The sequence below is a fragment of the Rhodococcus sp. IEGM 1307 genome (assembly GCF_030056915.1).
Taxonomy (GTDB): Bacteria; Actinomycetota; Actinomycetes; order Mycobacteriales; family Mycobacteriaceae; genus Rhodococcus_F; species Rhodococcus_F opacus_D.
This window is the reverse complement of record NZ_JASHKW010000013.1, coordinates 11,799-37,980: the sequence shown is the minus strand read 5'-3', so window position 1 is coordinate 37,980 and position 26,182 is coordinate 11,799. Positions and strand designations below refer to the sequence as shown.

At 66.8% G+C, this 26,182-nt stretch carries 20 protein-coding genes; 7 read left to right on the top strand and 13 right to left on the bottom strand.

Annotated features, from left to right (window positions below):
* The first annotated feature begins 6 nt into the window (after nt 1-6).
* Nucleotides 7-1,689, top strand: a complete 1,683-nt coding sequence (locus QM841_RS24425) for a nitrite/sulfite reductase (RefSeq protein ID WP_283333997.1) — start codon at nt 7-9, stop codon at nt 1,687-1,689.
* Between the two features lie 75 nt (nt 1,690-1,764).
* Here the strand turns inward: QM841_RS24425 and QM841_RS24420 are convergent, their stop codons facing one another.
* The 4 genes from QM841_RS24420 to QM841_RS24405 all read right to left on the bottom strand — a co-directional run bounded on the left by QM841_RS24420 (nt 1,765) and on the right by QM841_RS24405 (nt 2,928).
* The gene (locus QM841_RS24420; RefSeq protein WP_283333995.1) at nt 1,765-1,929 is read right to left on the bottom strand and encodes a hypothetical protein; all 165 of its coding nucleotides are present in this window, start codon (nt 1,927-1,929) and stop codon (nt 1,765-1,767) included.
* Entirely contained in the window at nt 1,929-2,255 is a 327-nt protein-coding gene (locus QM841_RS24415) for an ANTAR domain-containing protein (RefSeq protein ID WP_005253133.1), read from the bottom strand. The genes QM841_RS24420 and QM841_RS24415 overlap by 1 nt, the downstream gene beginning before the upstream one ends.
* A 131-nt stretch (nt 2,256-2,386) precedes the next feature.
* Complete coding sequence (locus QM841_RS24410) at nt 2,387-2,767, bottom strand: class I SAM-dependent methyltransferase (protein WP_283333993.1); 381 nt, start codon at nt 2,765-2,767, stop codon at nt 2,387-2,389.
* A gap of 38 nt (nt 2,768-2,805) precedes the next feature.
* Nucleotides 2,806-2,928: a hypothetical protein gene (locus QM841_RS24405; protein ID WP_280784295.1), complete on the bottom strand. Its 123-nt coding sequence runs from the start codon at nt 2,926-2,928 to the stop codon at nt 2,806-2,808.
* Nucleotides 2,929-3,007: 79 nt separating this feature from the next.
* Here QM841_RS24405 and QM841_RS24400 point away from each other — a divergent pair, with 79 nt between their 5' ends.
* Complete coding sequence (locus QM841_RS24400) at nt 3,008-3,466, top strand: hypothetical protein (protein ID WP_283333991.1); 459 nt, start codon at nt 3,008-3,010, stop codon at nt 3,464-3,466.
* A gap of 21 nt (nt 3,467-3,487) precedes the next feature.
* Here the strand turns inward: QM841_RS24400 and uvrA are convergent, their stop codons facing one another.
* The 6 genes from uvrA to hglS form a co-directional block, all read right to left on the bottom strand.
* Complete coding sequence (uvrA, locus tag QM841_RS24395) at nt 3,488-6,025, bottom strand: excinuclease ABC subunit UvrA (RefSeq protein ID WP_283333989.1); 2,538 nt, start codon at nt 6,023-6,025, stop codon at nt 3,488-3,490.
* Between the two features lie 129 nt (nt 6,026-6,154).
* Nucleotides 6,155-8,335: a thiamine pyrophosphate-dependent enzyme gene (locus tag QM841_RS24390; RefSeq protein WP_502943285.1), complete on the bottom strand. Its 2,181-nt coding sequence runs from the start codon at nt 8,333-8,335 to the stop codon at nt 6,155-6,157.
* Nucleotides 8,336-8,437: 102 nt separating this feature from the next.
* Entirely contained in the window at nt 8,438-9,604 is a 1,167-nt protein-coding gene (locus QM841_RS24385; protein ID WP_280784298.1) for an NAD(P)/FAD-dependent oxidoreductase, read from the bottom strand.
* 159 nt (nt 9,605-9,763) lie between these two features.
* Nucleotides 9,764-10,912 (bottom strand): Glu/Leu/Phe/Val family dehydrogenase, encoded by a 1,149-nt coding sequence (locus tag QM841_RS24380; protein WP_016881098.1) that lies wholly within the window; start codon nt 10,910-10,912, stop codon nt 9,764-9,766.
* A 35-nt stretch (nt 10,913-10,947) separates the two neighbouring features.
* Nucleotides 10,948-12,504 carry an L-piperidine-6-carboxylate dehydrogenase gene (gene amaB / locus QM841_RS24375; protein WP_011593615.1) on the bottom strand — a complete coding sequence of 519 codons (1,557 nt, stop codon included), beginning with the start codon at nt 12,502-12,504 and terminating at the stop codon, nt 10,948-10,950.
* A complete protein-coding gene (gene hglS / locus QM841_RS24370; protein ID WP_283333982.1) occupies nt 12,505-13,953 on the bottom strand; it encodes a 2-oxoadipate dioxygenase/decarboxylase in 1,449 nt (482 codons plus the stop codon).
* Nucleotides 13,954-14,123: 170 nt separating this feature from the next.
* Here hglS and QM841_RS24365 point away from each other — a divergent pair, with 170 nt between their 5' ends.
* Complete coding sequence (locus tag QM841_RS24365) at nt 14,124-15,053, top strand: LysR family transcriptional regulator (RefSeq protein WP_280784302.1); 930 nt, start codon at nt 14,124-14,126, stop codon at nt 15,051-15,053.
* A gap of 21 nt (nt 15,054-15,074) precedes the next feature.
* Here the strand turns inward: QM841_RS24365 and QM841_RS24360 are convergent, their stop codons facing one another.
* A complete protein-coding gene (locus QM841_RS24360; protein ID WP_280784303.1) occupies nt 15,075-16,205 on the bottom strand; it encodes a PucR family transcriptional regulator in 1,131 nt (376 codons plus the stop codon).
* Between the two features lie 296 nt (nt 16,206-16,501).
* Between QM841_RS24360 and QM841_RS24355 the strand changes: the two genes are divergently transcribed.
* The gene (locus tag QM841_RS24355; protein WP_283333980.1) at nt 16,502-17,926 is read left to right on the top strand and encodes an amino acid permease; all 1,425 of its coding nucleotides are present in this window, start codon (nt 16,502-16,504) and stop codon (nt 17,924-17,926) included.
* Between the two features lie 75 nt (nt 17,927-18,001).
* Here the strand turns inward: QM841_RS24355 and QM841_RS24350 are convergent, their stop codons facing one another.
* Complete coding sequence (locus QM841_RS24350) at nt 18,002-20,851, bottom strand: FAD-binding and (Fe-S)-binding domain-containing protein (RefSeq protein ID WP_283333978.1); 2,850 nt, start codon at nt 20,849-20,851, stop codon at nt 18,002-18,004.
* Between the two features lie 51 nt (nt 20,852-20,902).
* On the opposite strand from QM841_RS24350, the gene QM841_RS24345 reads away from it, so the two are divergent.
* Nucleotides 20,903-21,631 carry a GntR family transcriptional regulator gene (locus tag QM841_RS24345; protein WP_283333976.1) on the top strand — a complete coding sequence of 243 codons (729 nt, stop codon included), beginning with the start codon at nt 20,903-20,905 and terminating at the stop codon, nt 21,629-21,631.
* A gap of 8 nt (nt 21,632-21,639) precedes the next feature.
* Here QM841_RS24345 and QM841_RS24340 read toward each other — a convergent pair whose 3' ends face one another.
* On the bottom strand, nt 21,640-23,364 hold the full coding sequence (locus QM841_RS24340; RefSeq protein ID WP_283333975.1) for a PucR family transcriptional regulator: 1,725 nt from the start codon (nt 23,362-23,364) through the stop codon (nt 21,640-21,642).
* 156 nt (nt 23,365-23,520) lie between these two features.
* Between QM841_RS24340 and pruA the strand changes: the two genes are divergently transcribed.
* The gene (pruA, locus tag QM841_RS24335) at nt 23,521-25,176 is read left to right on the top strand and encodes an L-glutamate gamma-semialdehyde dehydrogenase (protein ID WP_283333973.1); all 1,656 of its coding nucleotides are present in this window, start codon (nt 23,521-23,523) and stop codon (nt 25,174-25,176) included.
* Nucleotides 25,176-26,141 (top strand): proline dehydrogenase family protein, encoded by a 966-nt coding sequence (locus QM841_RS24330; protein WP_283333971.1) that lies wholly within the window; start codon nt 25,176-25,178, stop codon nt 26,139-26,141. Before pruA ends, QM841_RS24330 begins: the two co-directional genes overlap by 1 nt.
* Nucleotides 26,142-26,182 lie beyond the last annotated feature (41 nt).

Sequence of the window (26,182 nt, the reverse complement as noted above, 5' to 3'; positions counted from 1 at the left end):
GCACCGATGACAACACCGAAGACCCGCCCTGCGCAGGCAAAGGCCCCGCGCACGGAGGGGCAATGGGCTCAGGGAGACCGTGAGCCGCTTAACGTGAACGAGCAGGTCAAACAGGATGACGACGGCCTCAACGTGCGCAAGAGAATCGAGGAGGTGTACTGCCGTACCGGTGTCGCCGGCATCGACCCGACCGATCGGCGAAGCCGCTTCCGCTGGTGGGGGCTCTACACCCAGCGCGCACCCGGCATCGAGGGCGGCCGAACCGCCACGTTGCCGCCGGAAGAGCTCGAGGACGAGCACTTCATGCTGCGCATCCGCATCGACGGAGGGGCACTGACCACCGAACAGCTGCGCGTCGTCGGTGAAGTCTCCCAACTGTTCGCCCGCGACACCGCGGATCTCACCGACCGCCAGAACATTCAGCTGCACTGGATCAGGGTCGAGGACCTACCCGAAATCTGGCGGAGGCTCGAGGGGGTAGGCCTCACGACCGCCGAATCCGCAGGCGACACCCCGCGCGTGGTCCTCGGCTCGCCGATGGCCGGCATCGCCGTCGACGAGGTTCTCGACGCCACACCCGCTCTGCACGAGATCACCCGCCGATTGATCGCAAACCCCGACTACTCCAACCTGCCGCGCAAATTCAAAACCGCCATCTCCGGTCTCCAAGACGTGGTCCACGAGATCAACGATGTGGCGTTCATCGGTGTCGACCACCCGGACCATGGCCCGGGACTCGATGTCTGGGTCGGCGGCGGCCTGTCGACGAATCCGCGGATCGGCGAGCGCCTCGGAGCGTGGGTACCACTGGAAGACGTGCCCGACGTGTGGATCGGAATCGTCTCCCTCTTCCGCGACTACGGGTATCGGCGACTGCGGGCGAAGGCACGCCTGAAGTTCCTCGTCTCGGACTGGGGTGTCGAAAAGTTCCGCGACGTGCTCGAAACGGAATACCTCGGACGCGCGATGCTCGATGGACCAGCACCCGAACCGCTCGACGAACCACGCGATCACGTCGGCATCCAGCGCCAGAAGAACGGGCTCAACGCCCTCGGGATCGCACCCGTCGTCGGCAGGGTCGGCGGCACCGTGCTGACCGACTTGGCACGAGCAGCGGAAGCATCCGGATCCCGACGAGTACGCATCACCCCGATGCAGAAACTGGTGATCCTCGACGTCGAGGACGACAGTATCGACTCCCTCCAAGCCGATCTCGAAAAACTGGGTTTCCCCGCTCGTCCGTCGCCCTGGCGACGGAGCACCATGGCCTGCACCGGCATCGAATTCTGCAAGTTCGGGATCGTCGAGACCAAGGCGCGAGCCGCCGCACTCATCACAGACGTCGAGAAGCGACTTGCCGACGTCCAGGATCAGCTCGAGCACCCGATCACAGTTCACCTCAATGGGTGCCCCAACTCGTGCGCCCGCATTCAGGTCGCCGACATCGGCCTCAAGGGCATGATCGTGACCGATGCCGATTCCAACCAGGTCGAGGGCTTCCAGGTCCATCTCGGCGGCGGCCTCGGGCTGGACACGAGCTTCGGGCGCAAATTGCGCGGCCACAAGCTCCCCGCCACCGAGGTGCCCGACTACGTCGAGCGGATCGTCCGCCGGTACGTGGCCGGACGCGAAGGCTCCGAGAAGTTCGCGACCTGGGTCCAACGCGCCACCGAAGCCGATCTCGCATGATCGGCTCGCACTGCCGGGCACCGCGCAGTCGAGGCTGAAGCGAGACTTCCTGGAGAACCCGCCTGTCGCGGTCTGCTACTTGCCGGCGTCGGTGACGGGCTCGCGCTCGGGAACTGCGGCCGCGTGGTCGTTGACCACGTGCTTCCACCACGAATCGAGCGGGCTCGGTTCCGGCCACACGATCGCGTCGGCCGGGAGCGGCCCTGTACTTTCACGCGGGTGGCCCGACTCCTGTCGCATCAGCTCGCCTGTGCGTGTCGGCGGGGCGGAAGCTGATTGACCAGCTGCTCCCACTCTTCGAATCGGGCGGCTTCGGGCGAGCGCCGTCGGGGCGAGGGGCCGGCAGCGAGGTCGACCAGGCTCCGGGCAGCGCCGAGGACGGTCAGATGATGACGCCGGGCAACGTCGAGGAGTTCGTCGAACGCCTGGGCGTCACTGCAGCCGCGACCGGCGATCAGGATTCCCTTCGCCGTGCCGAGCAGTTCACGTCCGTCCGGACGCCTACGAGGGATCAGGCGTGTCGGGCCGGGAGTCGGAGTCAGTAGTTCGGTGCTGTCCTCGATCATTCCGCGATGCTCCTTCGCTCTCGTGCATCGGCTGCCGACCCGCCGTTGTGCCGACGATCCCGTCCGGACGCAAAATGTGAGTCACGTCACTGTCGATGCCTCACCAGTTCTAGCCGACGGCGCCGCGCCTGTCATCTAGACAAATGTCCAGCTGTGCCGTCACATGACACAGCGCTCAGGTAGTGGCCACCGAAGTCTGCCTGGCGGGCCAGGGTCAGCATTTCCGGCGGGGTGTAGAAACTGATGAACGGTGTTCCGGCCGCTCGTGCACCGCTCTCGGACGCCCGGAGCGATCGGCGTCGTCGAGAAGTTCGGTCGACAGAAGGAACGTCCATCGCCAGCGTCGAGCCCGCAGCGAGACCGGCGAGCTGGCGCAGGGTGGCCGTGGTGGCGTCTTTCGTGAGGTACATCGTCACGCCGGTGGAGACGACGACCGCAGGCAGGCGAGAATCGAAGCCCGCCGCAACCAGCTGCTCCGACCAGGACTCGCTCGCCTCGAAGTCCACTGGCACCAGCCGCAGCCAGTCGGGAACGCCGAAGCCCAGCTCGATCAGCCGGTTCCGCTTCCAGGCTTCGCGGCCGGTTGGCCGTTCTCGTCGACGAGAACGTGCGGTGCAGCGTCGACCTGTACGTGCATCGCCCGCCACAGGGCAACTCGCACGGCAGTGCTCACGGTCAGCTCTTCGCCCGCCGATGCCACATCCAGCTAACGCCCGCCGCTCCCAGCCTATATACCTCGTATGAAACCTTCAGTGACGCGAGCCATCGGCCTGTTCACGGCCACAGCAGCCGCGTTCCTCGCGTTCGCCACACCCGCGGAGGCGGACTCCCCCACCCCCGTCTACTTCCGGGTGGGGAACTTCAACTGCTCGATCGCACCCGACGACTCGGTGGGATGCGATCTGCCGCAACCATTGCCGATGGACTTCCCGATCCTCGGCGAGTTCGGACTGCCGTGGCTGGGACCCGTCCAGCACGTCGTCATCGACCTTCCCTGGCTTCCGGCGCACCCCACTTACCCTCCCGGCACCCCGTTCACCCTGCCCGGCGGCAACCCCGACATCTCCGAGGTCGCCACCAGCCAGAGCATGTATCAGAAGACGATCACCCACGGGGGAACCACCTGTCTCGCAGGGTTCATGGGCGACGTCACCTGCACCGCCAAGGGCCACAGCTTCGTCGTCACCGTCTACGGAATTCACGCGCACTGAACCGGTACCGCACACGCAACGTCACACGGCGAGGTGCCGGGAGAGGTAGGCGGCGGTGGCGGAGTCGGCCGTCTCGGCAACGACCGTCGGTGGCCCCGAGGCGATGATCCGGCCGCCGTTGTCTCCGCCGCCGGGCCCGAGGTCGATCATCCAGTCCGCCGAGGCAATGACCGGCATGTCGTGTTCGACGAGTACGACGGTGTTTCCCGCCGCGACGAGACGTCGCAACACCGTCATGAGGCGGTCGACGTCGGCGGGGTGCAATCCGGTGGTCGGTTCGTCGAGTACGTAGAGCGTGTGCCCGGATCGGATGCGTTGCAGTTCGCTGGCGAGCTTGACCCGTTGCGCCTCCCCACCGGACAGGGTGGTGGCCGATTGGCCGAGTCGCAGGTATCCGAGACCGACTTCGACCAGCATGTCAAGGCTTTTCGCTGCTGCCGGAACGTGACTCAGGAACGCGCGCGCGTCGTCGACCGTCATCGCGAGAACGTCGGCGATCGTCCGGCCGTCGACGAGGACCTCGAGGGTCTCCGCGTTGTACCGTGCGCCCGCGCACGCCGGGCACGGCGCGGAGGCCTCGGGTAGAAACAGCATGCCGATGGTGATCGAACCGGCGCCCTCGCATTCCTCGCAACGGCCGCCACTGACATTGAATGAGAATCGGCCCGGGCTGTATCCGCGTTCACGGGCAACGGGGTGTGCGGCGAAGAGTTTCCGGATCACATCGAAGAGTCCGGTGTAGGTGGCAAGATTTGAGCGTGGAGTCCGCCCGATGGGGGTCTGGTCCACGCGCACCAGCCGGTTGATGTGTCCCAGCCCGTGGGCGGCCACGATCGTCGGCTCGGTGTCGTTCTCACGCTCTTCGGCCAGTACGACTGTGGAGTCGTCGGCGTCGTCTCCCCCGGTGTCGGTGACGGGTTCGCTGTCGACGCCGAGGTGTTGGGCGACGACGTCGGTGAGAACCCGGCTCACGAGTGTGGATTTGCCCGATCCGGACACGCCTGTGACCGCGGTGAGCACCCCGAGCGGGATTCGCACCGTCAGATCCCGCAGGTTGTGCATCGTGATGCCGGCGAGTTCGATCCACCTGCTCGGCGGACCGGGCTCGGGGTAACTCTCAGGTGTTCCGAAAAGGTATCGGCGAGTTATGGATTCGGGAACGTGAGCGAGACCGTCCACCTTACCGCTGTACAGCACCCGCCCGCCGTGCTCCCCGGCTCCGGGACCGACGTCGACGATCCAATCCGCCGCGCGGACGACGTCGAGGTTGTGTTCGATGACGAAGACGGAGTTACCTGCCGCTCGTAGCCGGCGCACGGCGGTGACCAGCGCCTCGGTGTCGGCGGGATGCAGGCCTGCGGACGGTTCGTCGAGGACGTACAGCACTCCGAACAGGCCCGATTGCAGCTGGGTGGCCAGCCGCAGGCGCTGAAGTTCTCCCGGCGAGAGCGTGGTGGTCGAACGGGCAAGGCTCAGGTAGCCCAGCCCGAGTTCGATCAGACCCGCGAGGCGTCCGCGAAGGTTGTCTACCAGCGCCGCGGACGCGCGTTCGGTTGCGTCGCTTGCGTCGGAACCGCGGGATGCGACGACGGCGTCGAGGACCGAGGCCAGATCGGCCAGTGACAGTTCCGTGGCGTCGGCGATGTCGAGGCCGGCAAACCGTACGGCCAGCGCCTCGGGGCGCAGCCGTTTGCCGTTACACGCACTGCAGGGCCGGGACACCAGATATCGGGCGACCTTCGCCCGCTGGGTTGCGCTCTTCGTCGTCGCGAAGGTGTGAAGAACGTAGGTGCGGGCGCTCGAGAACGTCCCCTGGTAGTCGCGCACCATCTTGCCCGGGTCGCGCACGGGTGACACCGTGACCGTGGGTTGTTCCTCGGTGGTGAGGATCCACTCGCGCTCGTCTTCCGGAAGCTCGGACCAGGGGCGGTCCACGTCGATACCGAGTGTGTCGAGGATGTCGCGGTAGTTCTTGCCCAGCCAGGCGCCGGGCCAGGCGGCGACGGCACCGCCGCGGATACTTCGGCTCGGGTCCGGCACCAGGGCATCGATATCGACGTCGTGGGTACGGCCGAGGCCGTGGCAGGCTGGGCATCCGCCTTCGGGTGTGTTGGGCGAGAACGCGTTCGAGTCGAGAACGGGGGCGTCCGGCGGGTAGGTGCCGACTCGGGAGAACAGCATCCGCAGCACGTTCGAGATGTGGGTGAGGGTGCCGACCGACGATCGGGCGGAGGTGTGACCGCGGGCCTGCTGCAAGGCGACCGCCGGTGGAAGCCCGGTGATGTCCCCAACCCTGGGCGCTCCGATCTGATCCATCAGCCGGCGTGCGTACGGGGTGACGGACTCGAGGAACCGCCGTTGTGCTTCAGCGTAAACGGTGCCGAAGGCCAACGACGACTTCCCCGATCCCGAGACCCCGGTGAACGCGACGATGCAGTCCCGGGGAATGAACACATCGACGTGGGCGAGGTTGTGTTCGCTGGCGTCGAACACTGCGATTCCGTTGAATTCCTGGGCACGTAACGGTTCAGCGTGCGGTCCGGGATCGAAGGTGGGCACAACTGCTCCAGGTGTCGGTTCGTGCTCGGACAGGTTACGTCCCAGTCTTACTCGAGGGGTGGAACCATGTGTACTGGCGACGCTCTTTCGGGGAGAGTCCGCCCCAGTATTCCGGCCCGACCAATGCCATCAGCTCACCTGTACCAACTTGATCGCCGCGGCCTCGATGGTGTCTTCGGAGAGCAGGACCTCGAGGGCGGCATCGCCGAGCGGGATGAAACTGTCCTCACTGGCTACCCGCGCGAGACGGCCGGTGAAACTTTCGTCGATCAGGGCGGTGACGACGCCCTCCGCGACGCCCCCGGAGGATCGGGTTTCGTCGACGACGAGCACCCGTCCGGTGGCGTTCGCCTCCCGGAGAATGTCCGAGACAGGCAGCGGTGCGAGCCACCGCATGTCCACCACACGCGCGGCGATGTTCGCCCGTTCGAGACGGCGCGCGACCCGCAGACTCATGTACACACCGTTGCCGAACGTGATGATTGTCAGGTCGGTGCCGTCACCGTACGTGCGGGCGGAGCCGATCGGCACATGGTTCTCGGTCCGCTTTGCCGGATCCGGATACGCGGCCAGCCACCGCTCGTCACCGTCCTCGTACAGATCCCGGGTGTGATACAGCGCAATGGGTTCCAGATACACACACAGCGCCCCCGCGGTCCGCGCGGCCGCCGCGCACGTGTGCATCATGGCCGCGGCGTCGTCGGGGCGCGCCGGCGACGCCACCACGATTCCGGGGATGTCACGCAGTGCGGCGACGGCGTTGTCGTTGTGGAAATGCCCACCGAACCCCTTCTGATACCCGTAGCCCGCGACCCGCACCACCATCGGATTGCGGTACTGACGGTCGGAGAAGAACTGCAACGTCGCACCCTCCCCCCGGATCTGATCGGCCGCATTGTGCAGATACGCCAGGTACTGGATCTCCGGGAACGGCAGCAGTCCGGACACCCCCGCGCCCAGCGCGAGTCCCAGGATCGCCTGCTCGTCGAGGAGCGTGTCGAACACCCGCGCCGACCCCGCCTTCTTCATCAGACCCCGGGTCACCCCGTACACCCCGCCCTTGCGGGCGACGTCCTCACCGAACACCAGCGCCTCGGGATACTCGATGAGCACATCGAGCAGGGCACGGTTGATCGCGAGAGCGACGGTGAGCGGACCTTCCTCCTCGGGAAGCGGGGATCCGACGATCTGGGCTCGGCGGGCCGGGTAGGTCCGTCGCGGTTCGGCGTCGATCGCCTCGTCGAGGCCCTCGGTCAGTGGCCGCATCACTGCGGCGGGACTGTCGAGTTGCGGCAGCTCGCCGACTTCCTGTGCGAGCGCGTCGACTTCGGCGCGCTTGTTCTCGTAGAGGTCGAGGATGTCGGTGGGGCTCAGGTGTCCGCGCTCGATGAGGAGTTTCGCCGTGCACAGCACCGGATCCCGGTCGAAGTCGGCGGTGATCTCGCTGGTGGTGCGATAGGCGGCTTCGAAGTCGGAGCCGGCGTGACCCATCAACCGGACGGTGCGCAGGTGCAGGAACGCCGGCTTGCGGTGCCTGCGAACCCAGTCGGCGGCATGCTTCGCGGTGGCGTAGGCCATCGGGAGGTCGGATCCGTCGACCGTGAAGTACTCGAGACCTTCACGGTTGCCGAAGTTCGCGGCGATCCACCCCTTCGGCGTCTTGGTGCTGATGCCGATGCCGTTGTCTTCGCAGACGACCAACAGCGGAAGCGGAAGGCCCTGGAAGGCCGAGTGGATGGCGGTGTTGATCGCGCCGACCGCGGTCGAGTGATTCGCCGAGGCGTCGCCGAAACTGCAGACCGCGACCGCGTCCTCGGGCCACGCGGAGAGCACGTTCAGTTTGGTGGCGCGGGCGATGGAGAAGGCGACGCCGACCGCCCGGGGCAGGTGAGAGGCGATCGTCGAGGTCTGGGGAATGATATTGAGGTCGTGGCGGCCGAACACCTTGTGCCGGCCGCCGGACATCGGTTCCTCGGTGGCTGCGACGACGCCGAGAAGAACATCGCGCAGCGGGTTGCTGCCCCGGACCTGCCGGGCACGTTCGAGGAAGAAGGCTCCGGAACGGTAGTGCAGCAGCGCCCGATCGGTCGGCCGGAGGGCTCCCGCGACGACGGCGTTCCCTTCGTGCCCGGACGATCCGATCGTGTAGAAGCCCTTGCCCTTCGCGCGAAGCCGTCGGGCAACCAGATCCAGGTGCCGACTGCCTAATTGAGAATCGAACAGGTCCAGGGTTTGCTGCACGGACAGGCTCGACGCTGTCTCGACGGGCCGGTCGTGATCGCTCGCTCCCGGACGTGTCGTATCGGCCATCGCGGCGACGGTGGTGGTGAAGTGATCATCGATCTGTTCGGCCATGAATCCGGCTCCTGAGGGGCAGGTGATCGTCTTCTGCTGGGCGGTGCAACGGGTGGGTCAGACGATGTTTGTTTCGCCTGCGCCGATACCGGCCTGCGCGAAACGGTCCAGGGCGAACGAGCTGATGTCGTATCCGGGCTCTTTGCCGTGGTAGAGGTCGCGCACGATCTCGCCGGTCGCCGGGCCCATCAGGAAGCCGTGGCCGGAGTATCCGGTGGCGATGAGCAGGCCTTCGACCTCGGTGGAGCGGTCGATGATCTGGTTGCGGTCGGGGGTGACCTCGTAGAGGCCGGCCCAACCGGTGCTGATGCCGTAGTCCAGTACGGCCGGCACCCGGGTCTCGGCGATGGCGCCCAGTCCCATCAGCCAGTCCTCGAGTTCGAACTTGAGGTTGAATCCCTCGCGCTCGTTCGGGTCGGACCAGCCCAGAAGCAGGCCTTTGCCTTCCGGGTGGAAGTAGAAGTTCGACGGGAAGTCGATGGTCAGCGACGGCGAGGATTCGGGCAACTCGGACAGCGGCTCGGTGAAGGCGATCTGTCGGCGGACGGGAACGACGGGGATGTTCACCCCGAGCATGTTGCCGATGCCGGCCGACCAGGCTCCGGCGGCGCAGACCACGGTGTCGGTCTTGATGCGTCCGTGTTCGGTCACGACTGCGGTAATGGTGCCGCCGGTGCTCTCGATGTCGGTGACCGCGCAGTGGCGGACGACGCGGGCGCCGTGTCGACGGGCAGCGGCGGCGTATCCCATCACGACCGATTCGGGCGTGGCCTTGCCGTCCTGGGGCGACCAGGAGGCGGCGAGGAGTCCGTCTGTGCTGATGAGCGGCGAAATCTTCTGTGCTTCTTCGGGGGTGACCATGCGGCTCGGAACGCCGTGGCGGTTCTGCAGCGCGACGCTCTCGGTGAAGATGTCGACGTTCGTCTGGTCCGAGAGGAGGTAGAGGTAGCCGTCGCGGCTGAAGTCGATCTCCTGGTGGTACTCCTGCGCGAACCGCGAATACACGTCGAGTCCGCGCAAACCGATCGCGATGTTGGCCTCGTTGCTGAAGGAGGCGCGAACACCGCCGGCGGCCTTGCAGGTCGAGCCGCAGGCCAACTCGTCCTTTTCCAGGAGGACGACATCGGAGACCCCGGATTCGGCGAGGTGGAACGCAATGCTGGCGCCGATGACGCCGCCGCCGATCACGACGACGGATGCCTGTTCGGGAAGTTCCTTGCTCATGTCGTCCTCTTCTTTCCTTCGAGAGTAGTGATGTGATGCCCGACCGGTTTCCGGGACACCTGACGAACGACCGGGTCGATGACTTTGCCTGGAAGAATGGCGCGCGCCCACTGACCGGAGTGGGGTCACACAGTTGCGCGTGGGGGGGTTCCGAACCTTTTAGAACGCGGCGTTCTGCGGGGAACGCCCGCGGAGCACCATGGCTTCGCGCACGCGCTCCTGGGCGGTGGTGCGGGCCACCTCGTGGGTGGTTCGACCCTGAGCCTTCGACGCATCGAGGGTATCGATGGTGCTGGCGCGCAGCTTGTTCGAGATGTTGTCGAACACGGCTGCCGGTTCGGGGCGGATTCCGGAGTAGCGGGCATCCATCGCCACGGCTGCGGCGACCACACCGCCGGCGTTGGCGATGAAATCCGGAACCACGGTCACGCCGCGGTCGAACAGCACCGACTGTGCTTCGGGGCTGCTCGGCAGGTTTGCGCCTTCGACGACGATCTTGGCCGGCAACGTGCGGGCGAGATCGGCGTCGATGACGTCCTGCAACGCCGCCGGGATCAGGATGTCCGCGGTCACCGAGAGTTCTTCCCCGGCAGCGAGAGGCTTGGCGTCGGAGTACTGGTCGACGAGTCCGTCACCGTACTGATCGCGCAGATCGAGCAAGGTGGCGACGTCGAGCCCGTCCGGGTTGTGGATGCCGCCCTGCGAGGTGGACACAGCGACGATGGTGGCCCCGAGTTCCGCGAGGCGCTTCGCGCTCGCAGCTCCGACCGCTCCGAAGCCCTGGATGGACACGCTCAGCGAACCGGTGGACAGGCCGAGGGCCTGCGCGGCGGCGTCGGCCGACTCCGCGACACCGTGGCCGGTGACCCCGAGCTGGTCGTACGGGAGCCCGCCGAGCGCGTGGGGGGTGCCCACCGCGCCGCCGCGTCCGCCGACCTCGTCGAGCATGATCGCGGCGTCCTTCTCGGTCAATCCCACGTCGAGCCCGAAGACGTACTCCTCGGGGACCTCGTTGCGGAGTGCCCGGACGAAGGCACGCAGGACCGCCTCCTTGGAGGAGGCAGTCGGGTCGGCCCAGATGCCGGCCTTGGCCCCGCCGTAGAACAGGTCGACCCCCGCCCACTTCCAGGTCATGTTGCGGGCCAGCCTGGCGACCTCGCCGACACTGACCGTGGTGGACATGCGGGTGCCGCCCTTGCCCATTCCGCGGGCGGTGTTGTCGATGACGAGAACGCCGCGCATGCCGGTGCGTGCATCGGAGACACACACGACCTTCTCCGGACCCCATTCGTCGATCAATTCGAACATCGTCGTTGCTCCTCGTGCGATTCGATAGGGGGATGTCAGCCGAAGTTGACGCCCTGAGCCAGGGGCAGCTCGCGGGAGTAGTTGATGGTGTTGGTCGCGCGGCGCATGTAGGCGCGCCAGGCGTCCGAGCCGGATTCGCGGCCGCCGCCGGTGGTCTTCTCGCCGCCGAACGCGCCGCCGATCTCGGCGCCGGACGTGCCGATGTTGACGTTGACGATGCCGCAGTCCGAACCGTCGGCGGCGATGAACCGCTCCGCCTCACGCTGGTCGGTGGTGAAGATCGACGACGACAGACCCTGCGGGACGTCGTTGTGCAGGGCGATCGCTTCCTCGAACGTGTCGTAGGTCAGCACGTAGAGGATCGGGGCGAAGGTTTCGTCCTTGACGATCTCGCTCTGGGCTGGCATCCGCACGATCGCCGGCTCGACGTAGTACGAGCTTTCGCTGCTCGGGCGGCGCTTGCCGCCGACGAGGATCTCGCCGCCCTGCGCGACGGCCTTGTCGAGGGCTGCGGTCATGTTGGCGTGGGACTTGCCGTCGATCAGCGGGCCCACGAGGGTGCCGTCGGCGAACGGGTCGCCGATCGGGAGGCGGCCGTAGACCTGGGAGATCCGGTCGATCAGCTCGTCGGCGATGTCCTGGTGGACGATGATGCGGCGCATCGAGGTGCAGCGCTGGCCGGCGGTGCCGGCGGCGGCGAAGACGATTCCGCGGGTGGCGATGTCGAGGTCCGCCGACGGGGTGACGATTGCAGCATTGTTTCCGCCGAGCTCGAGGATGGCGCGGCCGAACCGGGCGGCGACGCGGGGAGCGATCTGCTCGCCCATCCGCTCGGAACCGGTCGCGCTGATCAACGGCACCTTCGGGCTGTCGATCAGGGCCTGGGTGTCGGCGGCACTCGCCGAGACGAGGACATTCAGGTTGGCCGGGGCGCCGGATTCTTTTGCGGCACGGTCGAACAGCGCCGAGCAGGCGGCGGCGGTGAGGGTGGTCAGCTGCGCGGGCTTCCAGATCACCGAGTCACCGCAGACGATGGCAAGAGCCAGGTTCCAGGACCACACCGCGGCCGGGAAGTTGAACGCCGAGACGACACCGACGACACCGAGCGGGTGCCAGGTCTCCATCAGTCGGTGTCCGGGACGCTCCGAGGGCATGGTGCGGCCGTCGAGCTGCCGGGACAGACCGACCGCGAAGTCGCAGATGTCGATCATTTCCTGGACCTCGCCGAGGGCCTCCGAGCGGATCTTGCCGACCTCGATGCTGATCAGGTTGGCGACGTCTTCCTTGTGCTCGGTGAGCAGTTCGCCGAGGCGTTTGATCAGGAATCCGCGGACCGGGCCGGGAACGGTGCGCCACTGCAGGAAGGCCTCGTGGGCGGCATCGATCGCGGCCTCGACGTCGGTGGCGTCGGCGGCGGGATAGTCGAAGAGGCTCTCCCCCGTGACGGGGGAGCGGGTGGTGATGGTGTTCTCGACCCCTGCGGTATCGAGTACGGCCGGGTCGACCCCACACCGCTGCAGGCTGGTGCGTGCGAGCGTGCGCAGTTCGTCGGTGGTGGGAAGGGCGATGGTCTCGGCGACAGCGGTGCTCATTTACTTGACTCCTTGGGTAGCGATGGGTGCCGGTTCTTCGATGGGTCCGCGGATTCCCAATTGGGTGGCAACGTGATCGAGGGAAGCGCGGCGGATCCCGTCGTAGAGCGTGTACGGGTTGTGCAGTGTGCGGCCCAGAACTCCTTCCATCCAGGCGGCGTCGATATCGGTCGTCGACTGTGTGGTGTCCTTGTGTCCGTCCGAGGTCAGATTGGACTGGAAGATCCCGGCCGCGGATTTCGGCAGGAAGTCCTCGTAGACGATCGGCTCCGGGCGGACCCAGCCCTGATCGATCAGATCCTGTAGCGATCGTCCGGGCATCGTGCCGTTGCGTTGCTTGTCGTTGTCGACCCGGTAGGTGAAGTACGCCAGATCGTGGAGCGCGAGCCCCTGTTCGGTGGCGGGCACCTGCTGGTTCCACAGCTCCGCAGCGATCTCGTTGCGTACCTCGGCCGACACCGGCGCGGTCGCGGCCGCCTCCCTGACCGCCTGCTCGATCTCGACGGTCAACCGATCGTAGACCTCGCGGCCGCGGACCGTGGCTGCGATACCGCGGGCCTCGACCTCACCGAAACGCACTCGCAGTGAACCCTTCTCGACGGCGCCGTCGGCCTCTCGGAACACCCGCGGTTCGGCGAGAGCCCGGAACGAGGTCTGCCGCAGCAGCAGATCCGGACCGGCCCACCGCGGCGGACCCTGGATCGTGTCGATCATGTCGATCCGGCGACGCTCCATGCGGGCGTAGAGATCGTCGATGTCGAGCACGCGAGGGGTCAGGTGGTTGATGTGTGTGCTGGTGACGCCACCGATATCGGCGGCCACCGAGGAGACCTCCTCGAGTTCGCGGTACCAGGCGCGGTCGACGGCCTCGGTGGACAGCTTGAATGCCGCTGTGGCCAACGTCAGGAACATCTCCGCGTCACCGGAATTCAGCCCCCGGTACTCGGTCGCCCGGTCGGCGAGGACCAGCAGTTCGGTGGTGAACAGCTTGCGCTTGGCGAGGAAACTTTCCAGGCGTTGCTGCAGATCGGCGCTGAAGAAGCGGCGATCCGAGGGCACCAGCATGGAGGTGAACACCCGGAAGGGGTTGCGCGCCAGTTCGTCCGGGTCCGTCGGACGGAAAGCCGTCGAGACGACCGGGACGGAACTGGCAGCGGCCTCGCGCAGGTCGTAGAACCCGACCGGGTACATGCCCATGGCCGCGAACACGCGGGCGACCTGGGCCATCTCCTGCGGGGTGCCCACCCGGATGGCTCCGTGACGTTCGGCGGTGACCCGGGCAATGGAGCCCAGACGTTCTGCGCTCGCACCGAGATTCGACAGCACGGTGTCGTTGACGGCCTGCGATACCTCGAGCAACGTGGTGTATGCGGGAACTTCCTTCCCGTACATGTGCGAGAGACGGCGAGCGAACTCGGCGCGCAGTTCCCACTGCTGGGTGATCGGCATGGCGTGCAACTCCAGGGTCGATGAGGATCGGGTGAGATCGAGATCGTGGTCGCCGGCCGGCTCAGAAGAGCTCCGACGTGTCCGACGTCTCGTTCCGCACGTTCATCGTGGTCCGCGGAAATGAATAGCACCAGCGAAGAAAGTTAGCCACTACCGTTTAGAATCTCTATATGAATATGAGCTTGGCGCACCTCGTCGCACTCCGAGAGCTGGCCCGGCGTGGAACGATGGTCGCGGTCGCCGAGGAACTCGGGTACACCGCGGGCGCAGTATCGCAGCAGATCGCAGCCTTGGAGAAAGCCGTCGGCTCCCGGCTCGTCACCAAGGTGGGTCGCAATGTCGTGCTCACCGATTCCGGCACCGTTCTGGCCGAGCATGCGGTGAAAATCTTGAGCGCGGAACAGAGGGCCCTCGACGCGCTGCGCGCGGTGCACGACGACGTCGCTGCGCCTCTTCTTCTCGGCACCTTCGGTAGTACCGCTGCAGCGTTGTTGCCACCGGTGGTGGCCGCAGCGCAGCGCAAGTACCCGCATCTCGCCCTGAGCAGCCGCGAACTCGACGTCGACGACGCCGCCACCGCCGTCCAACGCGGTCAGGTCGACGTCGCATTCGGGCTGGACTACCCCAATTCACCGATGCCCCGCACACCGGATATCGAGATGATCACCCTGCGCAGCGAGCGATTCGGGCTCGCCGTCTCCTCCGGCGCCTACGGCATCCGCACCGAGGGGACCATCGATCTGCGCGAGGCCGCGGAGTGGAACTGGATTCTGCCTCCCGCGGAGACCCAGTTCGGTCGCGCTGTCCGCATCGCCTGCCGTCAGGAGGGTTTCGAGCCGATCGTGCGGCACGAAATCGTCGATACCGCGGTGTCTCTGGCGCTGGCCGGAAAGGGGCTGGGGGCAGCGCCGGTCACCGACATGATGATCAGGCTCAACAGTTCGGTGCCGATCATCCGCGTCGACCTCGAGCAGGAGATCGGTCGGCGAATCGTCCTCATACGCCTCGCCGGCTCGGAGACCAGGCCTACGGTGCGGGCCATCACCGACATCGTTCGCGCCGCGGTCGACCCGGCGTCGACGGCTGCCGAGAAGATCTGATCGCCCGATCGGACGCAGCGGTCAGGTCTGCTCGCCGTTGCGGCCCTCTTCGGTTCCGAGGTGCTCGAAGATGAAGCGCCCGAGGGTGAGGCCGACATGCAACTCGAGGCGCTGCGCACCCACCGAGAGATCGAGGCCGGTGATTTCCTCGATCTTCGCGAGGCGGTAGTACAGCGTCTGACGGTGAATGCCGAGGACACCGGCCGTTGCGCCGGTGTCACCGGCCTGGTCCAGGTAAGTCTGTGCGGTGACGAGCAGGTCGACGTTGCGGTGGTCGAGCAGGGCCCGGACGGACGGGGTGAGGACTGCATCGGCGACGACGCTGGTGGGCCCGCACGAGGACAGCCGGTAGATGCCGAGTTCTTCCCAGTACGCGATCGGTCCCATCGATTCGTCGTGCCGGGCGACCCGGACACCGAGTTTGGCTTGCTGCCAGCTTCGGCGGGCAGACCGCAACCCCTGGTACGAACCCCCCACCCCGACCAGAGCTCCGGCACCCGCACCGCTTTCGGCAACGGACCGAACGGGGTCGACGGCGCCGTCGCCGGCAGGGATCATCACCGCAGTCAACGATCCGATCGGTGCCAGCAGAGCGCGTGCGCCAGGGGCGGGCAGGAGACCGTCGACGGCCAGCACGGTCAACGCGCCGCCGTCCGGGAAGAGCCCCGAGTCTTCGATGCGAGTAATCGCACGGGCGAACGCCTTTCGGTCGCCTTCGAGGAGGTCTGCGACGGCGACCGCCATATCGTCACGACCCCGGGCGGTGTGTGCGAGTTGCGCGCCGGCCTGGCCGGCCAGGGACATTGCGGCGGTGAGATCGCCGTCGGACACGGCGCTGTTCTCATCCGCCAGGACGAACAGATATCCGTATGCCGCGCCTGCGTAGCGAGCCGGAAGACAGATCCGCGACGACGCTTCGATATCCGGATTCTCCGGCGTGATCACCGGGCGCGTGGTATCGGCAATCCCGAAGCTTTCGTACCACGCGCGCGCCTCCGGCGGGCAACTGCGGGTAAGGATCGACTGCACCCGATCTTTGTCGACGCCAGGCAACTGGGTGCTGTAAGCGATCAGCGAAAAGGCCCGGTCGACCAGGACGACTGATGCCGACAGACGTTCGGCCACCTCGGTGACCACTTCATCGAGATTCACTTCACCATCTCCGTGAACAGCGTATTTCGTGAGCGATAACTATGGCGATCATTCGGAGTCGGCCATACATGTGTCTGACTGACGGGGCGGAAAGTTCTGGCACATGTCCCTAGCATGCTACGTGGTGGGCCGTTAGGTTGATCACACACGAACGGAAGTTCGCCATCTCGCCGGGCCCAGGACGGCATTTCCGTCCCCGACCCGTCACGGTATCGCGGCGTCCGATCACGCCTGCGACCACCGGGGCACAGCTCGCGCTTTCGATCTCGTGTCCGACTCGACCTTTGGAGCGTTTGATGTCCACTCTCGAACAACCGCCCGAGACGTTGCAGAAGTCTCTGAAACAACGACACCTCACCATGATCGCGATCGGAGGTGTCATCGGCGCCGGGCTCTTCGTAGGTTCGAGCGCCCTGCTGCACACCTCCGGCCCCGCAGCATTCGTGTCCTACGCCATCACCGGTGTCGTCATCGTCCTCGTGATGCGCATGCTCGGCGAAATGGCCACCACCAACCCGTCGACCGGATCGTTCGCCGGCTATGCCCGCAAGGCCTTCGGGGGGTGGGCCGGCTTCACCACCGGCTGGCTGTACTGGTTCTTCTGGGTCGTCGCGGTCGGCGCCGAAGCCGTCATCGGCGGCAAACTGCTGCAACGCTGGATCGACCTGCCCTCCTGGGTGATGGCGGTCGTCCTGCTGTTGGCCATGGTCGCCACGAACCTCCGCTCGGTCCGCAACTTCGGCGAGTTCGAATACTGGTTCGCAGGCATCAAGGTCGCCGCGATCCTGCTGTTCCTCGCCCTCGGTGCCGCCTACGTCTTCGGGCTGTGGCCCAGCCATTCCGCCGATTTCTCCAACCTCACCGATCACGGCGGCTTCACCCCCAACGGCTGGACCGTCATCCTCTCGGGCGTCGTAGTCGCCGTCTTCTCCATGGTCGGCCCCGAAATCGCCACCATCGCCGCCGCCGAATCCGCCGAACCGGAGAAGGCCGTCGCCAAGGCCACCAATTCCGTGATCGCCCGCATCGGGTTCTTCTACATCGGCTCCGTGCTGCTGCTCGCCATCATCGTGCCCTGGACCGACGTCAAGGTCGGCCAGTCGCCGTTCGTCGACGCCCTCACCCACATGGGCATCCCCGGCGGACCTGACATCATGAACGCTGTGGTGCTCGTCGCCGTACTCTCCTGCCTGAACTCCGGCCTCTACACCTCCTCGCGGATGCTCTTCACCCTCGCGCACAAAGGCGATGCGCCACAGAGCATCGCAAAGCTGGACAAGCACGGCGTCCCCCGCAACTCGCTGCTCCTTGCAACCCTCGTCGGCTTCGCCTGCATCGGCCTCGACTACCTCTCCCCCGACACCGTCTTCGCCTTCCTCCTCAACGCCTCCGGCGCCACCATCCTGATGGTCTACCTCATGATCGCGATGTCGCAGATCAAACTGCGTGGCCTGATGACCCGAGAAGAGGTCGCCCAACTCCGCCTGAAGATGTGGCTGTTCCCCTACCTGTCGATCCTCGCTGCCGGCGGCATCCTCGCCGTGCTGGTGTCGATGTTCTACGTCGAATCGTCCCGCTCGCAGATCTCCCTGAGCGTCGGAGCCCTCATCGCGACGTTGATCGCCTACCGGCTTCGCCGGCGCATCAACCCGCAGAGCCCGCTCGCGAACAACATTTCCGCTCCCGCTCCCGGGCCGGTCACCAGGCCCGCCTCGAAGTAACACCCCGGGTGGCGGCGGGTGAGACCAGATACACGGTCTCACCCGCCGCCACCCTTGTGTGTGCACCCCCGAGGGTCAGTCCCGTCGGCGCGCAGCACCGGCGTCGAGCTGCGCGGCGAGCAATTGCGCCAAGTGGTCACCGCGACGATCGGTCAGATCCGCCAACTGCGTCCGGCAGGAGTAGCCGTCAGCCAGGATCGTGGTGTCCGCGTCCGCCCCGGCCACGGCGGGTAGGAGTTGCTGCTCGGCGACCGCCACCGACACCTCGTAATGCCCCTTCTCCACCCCGAAGTTGCCGGCCAACCCGCAGCATCCGCCCAGCCGCTGAACCTGTGCACCGGCCTTCTCGAGAAGCTGCGCGTCCGGACTCCACCCCATCACCGAATGATGGTGGCAGTGCGGCTGCGCGACAACGGACTTGCCTTCGAGAGACGGCGGTTCCCACCCGCGGTCCGTCAACAGTTCCGCGAGGGTACGGGTTGCGTCGGCGACCGGTTCGGCCGCCGACCTACCGAGCAGTTCCGCGGCGTCCGAGCGCAGCACACCCGTGCAGGACGGCTCCATTCCGACGATCGGAATTCCGGCCGCGGCGCTACCGGACAGTGCGTCCACGGTGCGGCCGAGGATCTTCTTCGCCGCGGTGAGCTGCCCGGTGGAGATCCAGGTGAGTCCGCAGCACTGCTGCTTGTCGGTCAATTGCGGCCGGTAGCCGGCGGCTTCGAGCACCTGCACCGTGGCGTGCCCGACCTCGGGGGTGAAGTAGTTGGTGAACGAGTCCACGAACAGCAGCACCGGGTCACCGGTCGTGGCACGGTCGTTTTCGGTGGCCTTGAACCAGGACCGGAACGTCTGCTTCGCGAACGGTGGAATGGTGCGGCGCTTGTCCACTCCGGCCGACGACAACGCCAGCGGTCCGATGCCGGGAACGCGCATCGTGGCGTTGACCAGACCGGGCGCGTGGCTGGCGATCTTCGCCCAACGCGGAAGCCATCCCAGCGAGTAGTGCGAGGCGGGGCGGATGCGGCCCTTGTAGCTCTGGTGCAGCACTTCGGATTTGAACGCGGCCATGTCGACACCGGTAGGGCAGTCCGAGGAGCACCCCTTACAGGACAGACACAGGTCGAGGGCGTCGTGAACCTCGGGCGATCGCCAGCCACCGTCGATGTCGGTGCCGTTGATCATCTCCTGCAACACGCGCGCGCGGCCGCGGGTGGAGTCCTTCTCCTCCCGGGTCGCCTGATACGACGGGCACATCACTCCCCCGGTGGCGGTGTTGTCGGCCCGGCATTTTCCGACGCCGGTGCAGCGGTGCACCGCCTGGGTGAAATCTCCGTCGTCGTGGTGATAGGCCAGGGCCAGGTTGCGGCGCAGGAGTGGGGCTGCGGGAATGCGCAGGTCCGCGTCGACCGGGCGGGGGTCGACCACGACTCCGGGATTGAGGATGTTGTCCGGGTCGAAGACGTGCTTGACGGCAGCAAAGAGTTTCATCGCGTCGGGTGAGTACATCAGCGGCAATAGTTCGCTGCGGGCGCGGCCGTCCCCGTGCTCACCGGACAGGGATCCGCCGTAGCCGGCGACGAGTGTGCTCGCCGCGACCAGGAAGTCCCGAAAGATGCGGTCCCCGCCGGGCTTGTCGAGCGGCCAATCGATGCGCACGTGCATGCATCCGTCACCGAAGTGCCCGTACGGCAGGCCGGTAACGTCGAATTCGTCCATCAGGGCGTCGAAGTCGCGGAGATAGTTGCCCAGCATGGCCGGTGGCACGGCCGCGTCCTCCCATCCTGCGTGTGCGGGAAGGCCGGCAGGACTGCGGCCGGCGAGTCCGGCGCCATCGGCGCGAATCCGCCACAGCTGGGCCGTGCGGCCCTCGTCGGTGACGACGAGGCTGTCCACGGCTCCGCAGTCCCGTCCGACCTGCTGGGCCCTGGCGATCGTCTCGTCGAGGTCGTCGCCGACGACCTCGACGAACAACCAGGCCGCCCCCGCAGGCAACGGCGGAACCGCATCCGGACCGCGGCGCTCGCGCACCACGTCGACGATCCGGGAATCGATACCCTCGCAGGCGGTCGGATCGAACTTCAGCACCAGCGGGGTCGCGTCACCCGCCGACGCGATGTCGGCGTACCCCAGCACGACCAGGACGCGGTGGGCGGGCTCGGACACCAAGCGGACCGTCGCGCGGGTTGCCACCGCGAGGGTGCCCTCCGTGCCGACCAGCATGCGGGTCACGTCGAACCGATTTTCCGGCAACAGGTGTTCCAGGGCGTATCCGGACACCTGACGGCCGAATTGCCCGAGCTCGGTGCGGATGGTCGCCAAACCGGCGCGGGTGACCTGCTGTAGTGCACTCAGCGCCGGGGAGGCCGTCACCTCACCGGCCGAACCCAGTTGCAACGACTCCCCGGTCCCGGTCAGAACGTGCAAGCCCTTCACGTTGTCCGAGGTCCGGCCGTATCCGAGCGTGCGCGAACCGCAGGCATTGTTTCCGATCATGCCGCCGATGGTGCATCGAGTGAACGTCGATGGGTCGGGCCCGAATCGTAGGCCCTGCGGTGCGACGGCCTGCTGCAGCACCGTCTGAATCGTGCCCGGCTCGACGGTGGCGGTCTGTGCGTCCCTGTCGATCGACAGCACCCGGTTCATGTGCCGGCTGAAGTCGAGAATCAGTCCGGTCCCGACAGCGTTACCTGCAACGGAGGTGCCGCCACCGCGAGAGGTCAGCGGCACGCCCTCTCGGCGGCACACCGCGAGGGCGGCCGCCACCTCGTCGGCATGGCGCGGCCGCGCGACGACCAGCGGTCGCACCCGGTACAGGGACGCATCGGACGAATAGGCAGCGCGGGTGGTGCCGTCGGAGAGAACGTCGCTCACTCCCGAACTGCGCAGCTCAGCGGCCAGTGATTCAGCGGAGATCATTCGTAGCATGCTACAACCTCTAGCATGCTACGAACAGCCCCGTGTTGTTACAGTGATCGGGTGGCAGACGAAGCGCTCGAACTCGAACCGCTCACCCCGTTCGCGGGACGACGGATGGAGCAGGCGATCGCGGCGGTGCGGGCGGCCATCGACGACGGCCGCATGAAACCGGGAGTGAAGTACTCGGTCTACCAACTCGCCGAGGGTCTGGGCATCTCCCGAACCCCGGTGCGGGACGCTTTACTGCGCCTGGAAGAAGTGGGAGTCATCAAGTTCGAAGCACGCCAGGGCTTCCGCATTCTCCTCCCCCAGCCGAAGGAGATCGCGGAGATCTTCGCAGTCCGGTTGGCCCTCGAACTACCCGCGGTCCGCAAGGCCGCAGCCGCGGCCGACCCCATGCTCTCGGATGCACTGCAGCGGCAACGACGCCTGATGCAGGACGCCGCCGCCGGCGGCGACGAACACGAGTTCGCCCATCATGATCTCGGGCTTCACGACCTGATTCTCGACGCCGCCGACAACGCCCGAGCCCGCGCGATCGTCAAGACCCTTCGCGAGACCACCCGGCTGCTCGGGGCCAATACCGCCGACAAGACCAGAACACTCACCGACATCGACGACGAGCATGCGCCCATCATCGATGCCATCATCGCCGGGGACCCCGACGGAGCGGAAGCCGCCATGCGCGTTCATCTGGTCAACACCGGGAAACTCCTTGTCGCCCAAGCTGTTCTCAGCGACGACTCCGGACTCTCCGTCGACGAGATCTGGTCTGCCGTCATCTCCTGACCAACGCGTCAACCCTGCGGCGGCTTCTCCGGTGTCGCGCGCCGGTGCACGGCAAGTTGCAGTTCGAACAGCAGCCGGTCGGCGGCGTCCTGCAGACCGATCCCGATGATCTCTTCCACTCGGCGGATCCGGTACCGCAGCGTGTTGGGATGCACGCTCAGTGCGGCGGCGGCATTACGAACGTCCCCGTGCTCCGCGAGGTAGGTCTCGGCGCTCTCGCACAGGTTGGAACCATGCTTGCGGTCGTACTCGTACAGCGCATCGACGCGCGGATCGTGCAGTTCCGGGTGCTCGCCGACCAGGTCGAGGATCTCCCCGAGCAGCACCGCGGTGCGGGATTCGGCGAGCGTGGTCACCCGTCCCTCCGGGAACGTGGCGGCAGTGCCGTCGAGAACCCGGTCGACCTCGACCCGCGCCGCGGCCACCTGCGCGAGGTCGGGAACCGGAACGGCGATCGCGGCCCGCAGCACGATCGACCGCTTGGCCTCGAACTGGTCGACGAGCTGCCGCGTCCACGCGGTGACCCCCGCAGCGGACTTGTAGCGAGGAAGGAGCACGTAGGCGCGATCACCGATCACGGTGGCGACCGAATGGCGGCTGAACGAGCTCGCGTGCAGGCGGAGCATGCTGCCCATTCCGGCGAACTCGCCGGTGGCCGTCGAGCTCTCCGATCCGGTCGGCGCGAAGCCCACGACAGCGGCCGCGCCGCTCATCGGCAAGTTCAGGGCGCTGGCCACGGAGGGAACATCGACGCCCCCACCACGCGCACCGAACAACCGTTGGACCAGCAACCCCTCGGTGGAGGGGGCGTTGAGACTTCGGGAGATGATCCGGGCTGCGATCGCCGAAGCGCCGCGCAACACGTCCACCGCATCCGGATTGAACGGTGCGTCGCCCTGTTGCACCCAGATCGAACCGAGAAGCCGCGGTGCGGTCGAGGTGTCCTCGGTGGACTGGCGGATGCTGACCACCAGGCGCCGCTTGGTGGCGAGTTCTTCGTGCGCGGGCACGTCGATGACCTCGTCGCTTTCCCGGAGCCGGTCGAACACTCCCCACTTCTGCAGTGTCCGCAGGTAATCGCGTGGGCCCTCACGGCCGAGGATCGACAAGGCGCGCAGTTCGTCCGCCGCTTCGTCGGAGGCAGAGTATGCGAGCACCTTCGACTGGGCGTCCTCGATCGAGACCATCCCCCCGGCGTTCTGGGCGACGATCTGCGCGAGGCCGAACAGGTCAGTGTCCGTGGCGAGCAGATCCGGGTCCGCAGGTGCCCCACGCCCGCGGCGAGACCGGTCGAGCATGCGCTGGACCAGCGGGAACACGTGATCCCATCGCGCCTTCGGGTGCACCGCCACGAGGGCGACGCCGGCACGGTGCGCCGCCGCCTGCACTGCGCTCGATTCGTGCGCCGTCTTCGACATCACCGCATGCGGCCGGTGCCGTCGCGCCCGCCCGGAGACGTCGTCGAACCAGCGCACGGCGTCGGCGTCCGCAACCCCCACATGGAGATACAAGTCCTGCATCGGAGATTGCGATTCGGTTTCGACCGTCAGATCGGAGCTGTCGACGAGCGCCACCGATGCAACGGCGACGTCGTCACCCGCGGGAGCGTCGATCAGCTCGACGACCGCGGTGTCGAGAGCACGGAGAAGCTCACGCAGCGTGATGGTTTCGGCAGAAGGATCGGGCGCCGCGGCTGCCGTGGCAGGACTTCGATTTCCGGAAGGCACCGACATCGCTCCGCTCGGAGGGTGAGAACAGGTTTAGCCAACAGTACAACCTTCATCAGCATTTCTTGTCCTGTTGGCTCAATATCTCGGCTCTGTTCTGGTGTTGACTACACCTAGTTCGAGCGGCGGTTCCTTCGCCGCCACACCCCCGTAGGAGGTTCCATGGACGCCGTCACCACCACGCCCCAGCCGATCAACGAGCCGGTGGGCTCCTTCGCCCCGGGTAGCCCCGAGCGTGCCCGACTGCAGGCGAAACTGGCCGAGCTGGGGTCCAACCCCACCGAGATCCACAACGTCATCGGCGGTGCGCACCGGCGCGGCAACGGCCCCGCGATCGACGTCGTCCAGCCGCACCGGCATGCCGCGGTCCTGGGCACCTTCACCAATGCCGGCGCCCAGGACATCCAGGACGCCGTTGCAGCCGCGACCGCCGCTGCCCCGGCCTGGCGGGCACTGTCCTTCGAGGACCGCGCCGCAGTGTTCCTCCGTGCGGCCGACCTGCTGTCCGGACCGTGGCGTGAAACCCTCGCCGCCGCAACCATGCTCGGCCAGTCCAAGACCGCGTACCAGGCCGAGATCGACACCCCGTGCGAACTGATCGACTTCTGGCGCTTCAACGTCCAGTTCGCCCGGCAGATCCTCGCCGACCAGCCGATCTCCTCCCCCGGCGTGTGGAACAAGCTCGAATACCGCTCCCTCGAGGGCTTCGTCTACGCCATCACCCCGTTCAACTTCACCGCCATCGCCGGCAACCTGCCCACCGCACCCGCCCTGATGGGCAACACCGTGGTGTGGAAGCCCTCGCAGACCCAGGCCGTGGCCGCGTACTGGACGATGAAACTGCTCGAGGCCGCCGGTCTGCCGCCCGGGGTGATCAACCTCGTCAACGGCCCCGGCGCCGAGGTCTCCGACATCGTTCTCGCCGACCCCCGCCTGGCCGGGATCCACTTCACCGGGTCCACCGCCACCTTCCAGCACCTGTGGCGCCAGGTCGGCGACAACATCTCGAACTACAACAGCTACCCACGCCTGGTCGGCGAAACCGGCGGCAAGGACTTCGTCCTCGCCCACAGCTCCGCCAACCCCGACACCCTCACCACCGCCCTGCTGCGCGGCGCGTTCGACTACCAGGGACAGAAATGCTCCGCGGCCTCCCGCGCGTTCGTCCCGAAGTCGGTGTGGGCGAAGATGGGCAACGACTTCATCGAGAAGGCGTCGACCCTGAAATACGGGGATGTCACCGACTTCTCGAACTTTGGTGGCGCCGTCATCGACCAGCGAGCCTTCGACCGCAACGCCGACGCCATCGCCCGCGCCAAGGCCACCCCCAGCCTGACCATCGCCGCCGGCGGCCACGTCGACGACAGCATCGGCTACTTCGTCGACCCCACCGTCCTGCTCGGTGACGACCCCACCGACGAGGCCTTCCGCACCGAGTACTTCGGACCGATCCTGTCCGTCCACGTCTACGACGACTCCGCCGCCGGATCGTTCGAGAACATCCTCGACCTGGTCGACAAGGGGTCCGCCTACGCGCTGACCGGCTCGATCATCGCCGACGACCGCACCGCGATCGCCAAGGCCACCGACGACTTACGATTCGCCGCCGGCAACTTCTACATCAACGACAAGCCCACCGGCGCCGTCGTCGGACAACAGCCCTTCGGAGGCGCCCGGGCGTCGGGCACCAACGACAAGGCCGCCTCCCCGCAGAACCTCCTGCGCTGGGCCTCCGCCCGCACCATCAAGGAAACGTTCGTCCCGGCCACCGACCACCACTACCCCCACCAGGGCGCCGACTCCACCGAGGACATCTGATGGCGGCCGCCGATCTGCTCCGGCCCGCCCTGCTCGCCGCAGCCCGCTCGCCGCGGATGGAACGCACGGTCAGTCGCATTCCGGTGACCAAGGGCCTCGTCGACCGGTTCGTCGCCGGCGAGACCGAGGATCAGGCGGTGGCCGCGACCACCGATGTCCTCGGCTCCGGCCGCTACGTCAGCATCGACTACCTCGGCGAGGACACCACCGATCTCGGGCAGGCCTCCGGCACCGTGTCGCATTACCTGACGCTGTTGTCGTCGCTGGCGCACCGTGCCCCGGCCACTGACTCCGGCGGTCGGCCGCGCAGCATCGAGGTCTCCCTGAAGCTGTCCGCGCTCGGACAGTGCCTTCCCCGGGACGGTCACAACGTGGCACTCGAGAACGCCCACAAGATCTGTACCGCGGCCGAGGAAGCCGGCGTCTGGGTCACGGTCGACGCCGAGGACCACACCACCACCGACTCGACCCTGTCGATCGTGGGAGAGCTCCGCGAGGACTTTCCCACTCTCGGCACCGTGCTGCAGGCCTACCTGAAGCGCACCGAAGCGGATTGCCGGGACCTCTCCGGGCCCGGATCGCGGATCCGGTTGTGCAAGGGCGCGTACAAGGAACCCGCATCTGTTGCCTACCAAGGTAAGCCCGCGGTCGACGAGGCTTACCTGCAGTGTCTGCGGGTCCTGATGAACGGTGAGGGCTACCCGATGGTCGCCTCCCACGATCCGGCCATGGTCGAGGCCGCACTGGCGCAGGCGAAGGCCACGGGTCGCACCACCGACGAGTTCGAGGTCCAGATGCTCCACGGCATCCGGGACACCGAGCAGTTGCGTCTGGTCGAGCAGCAGCAACACGTGCGGGTCTATCTGCCCTACGGCGAGCAGTGGTACGGCTACTTCATGCGCCGTCTCGCCGAACGCCCCGCCAACCTGGCCTTCTTTCTCAGGTCACTGACCTCGACGAAGTAAGGGCTCGGGACGCCGTCGCGGTACGCCAGGCCGGAGCGACT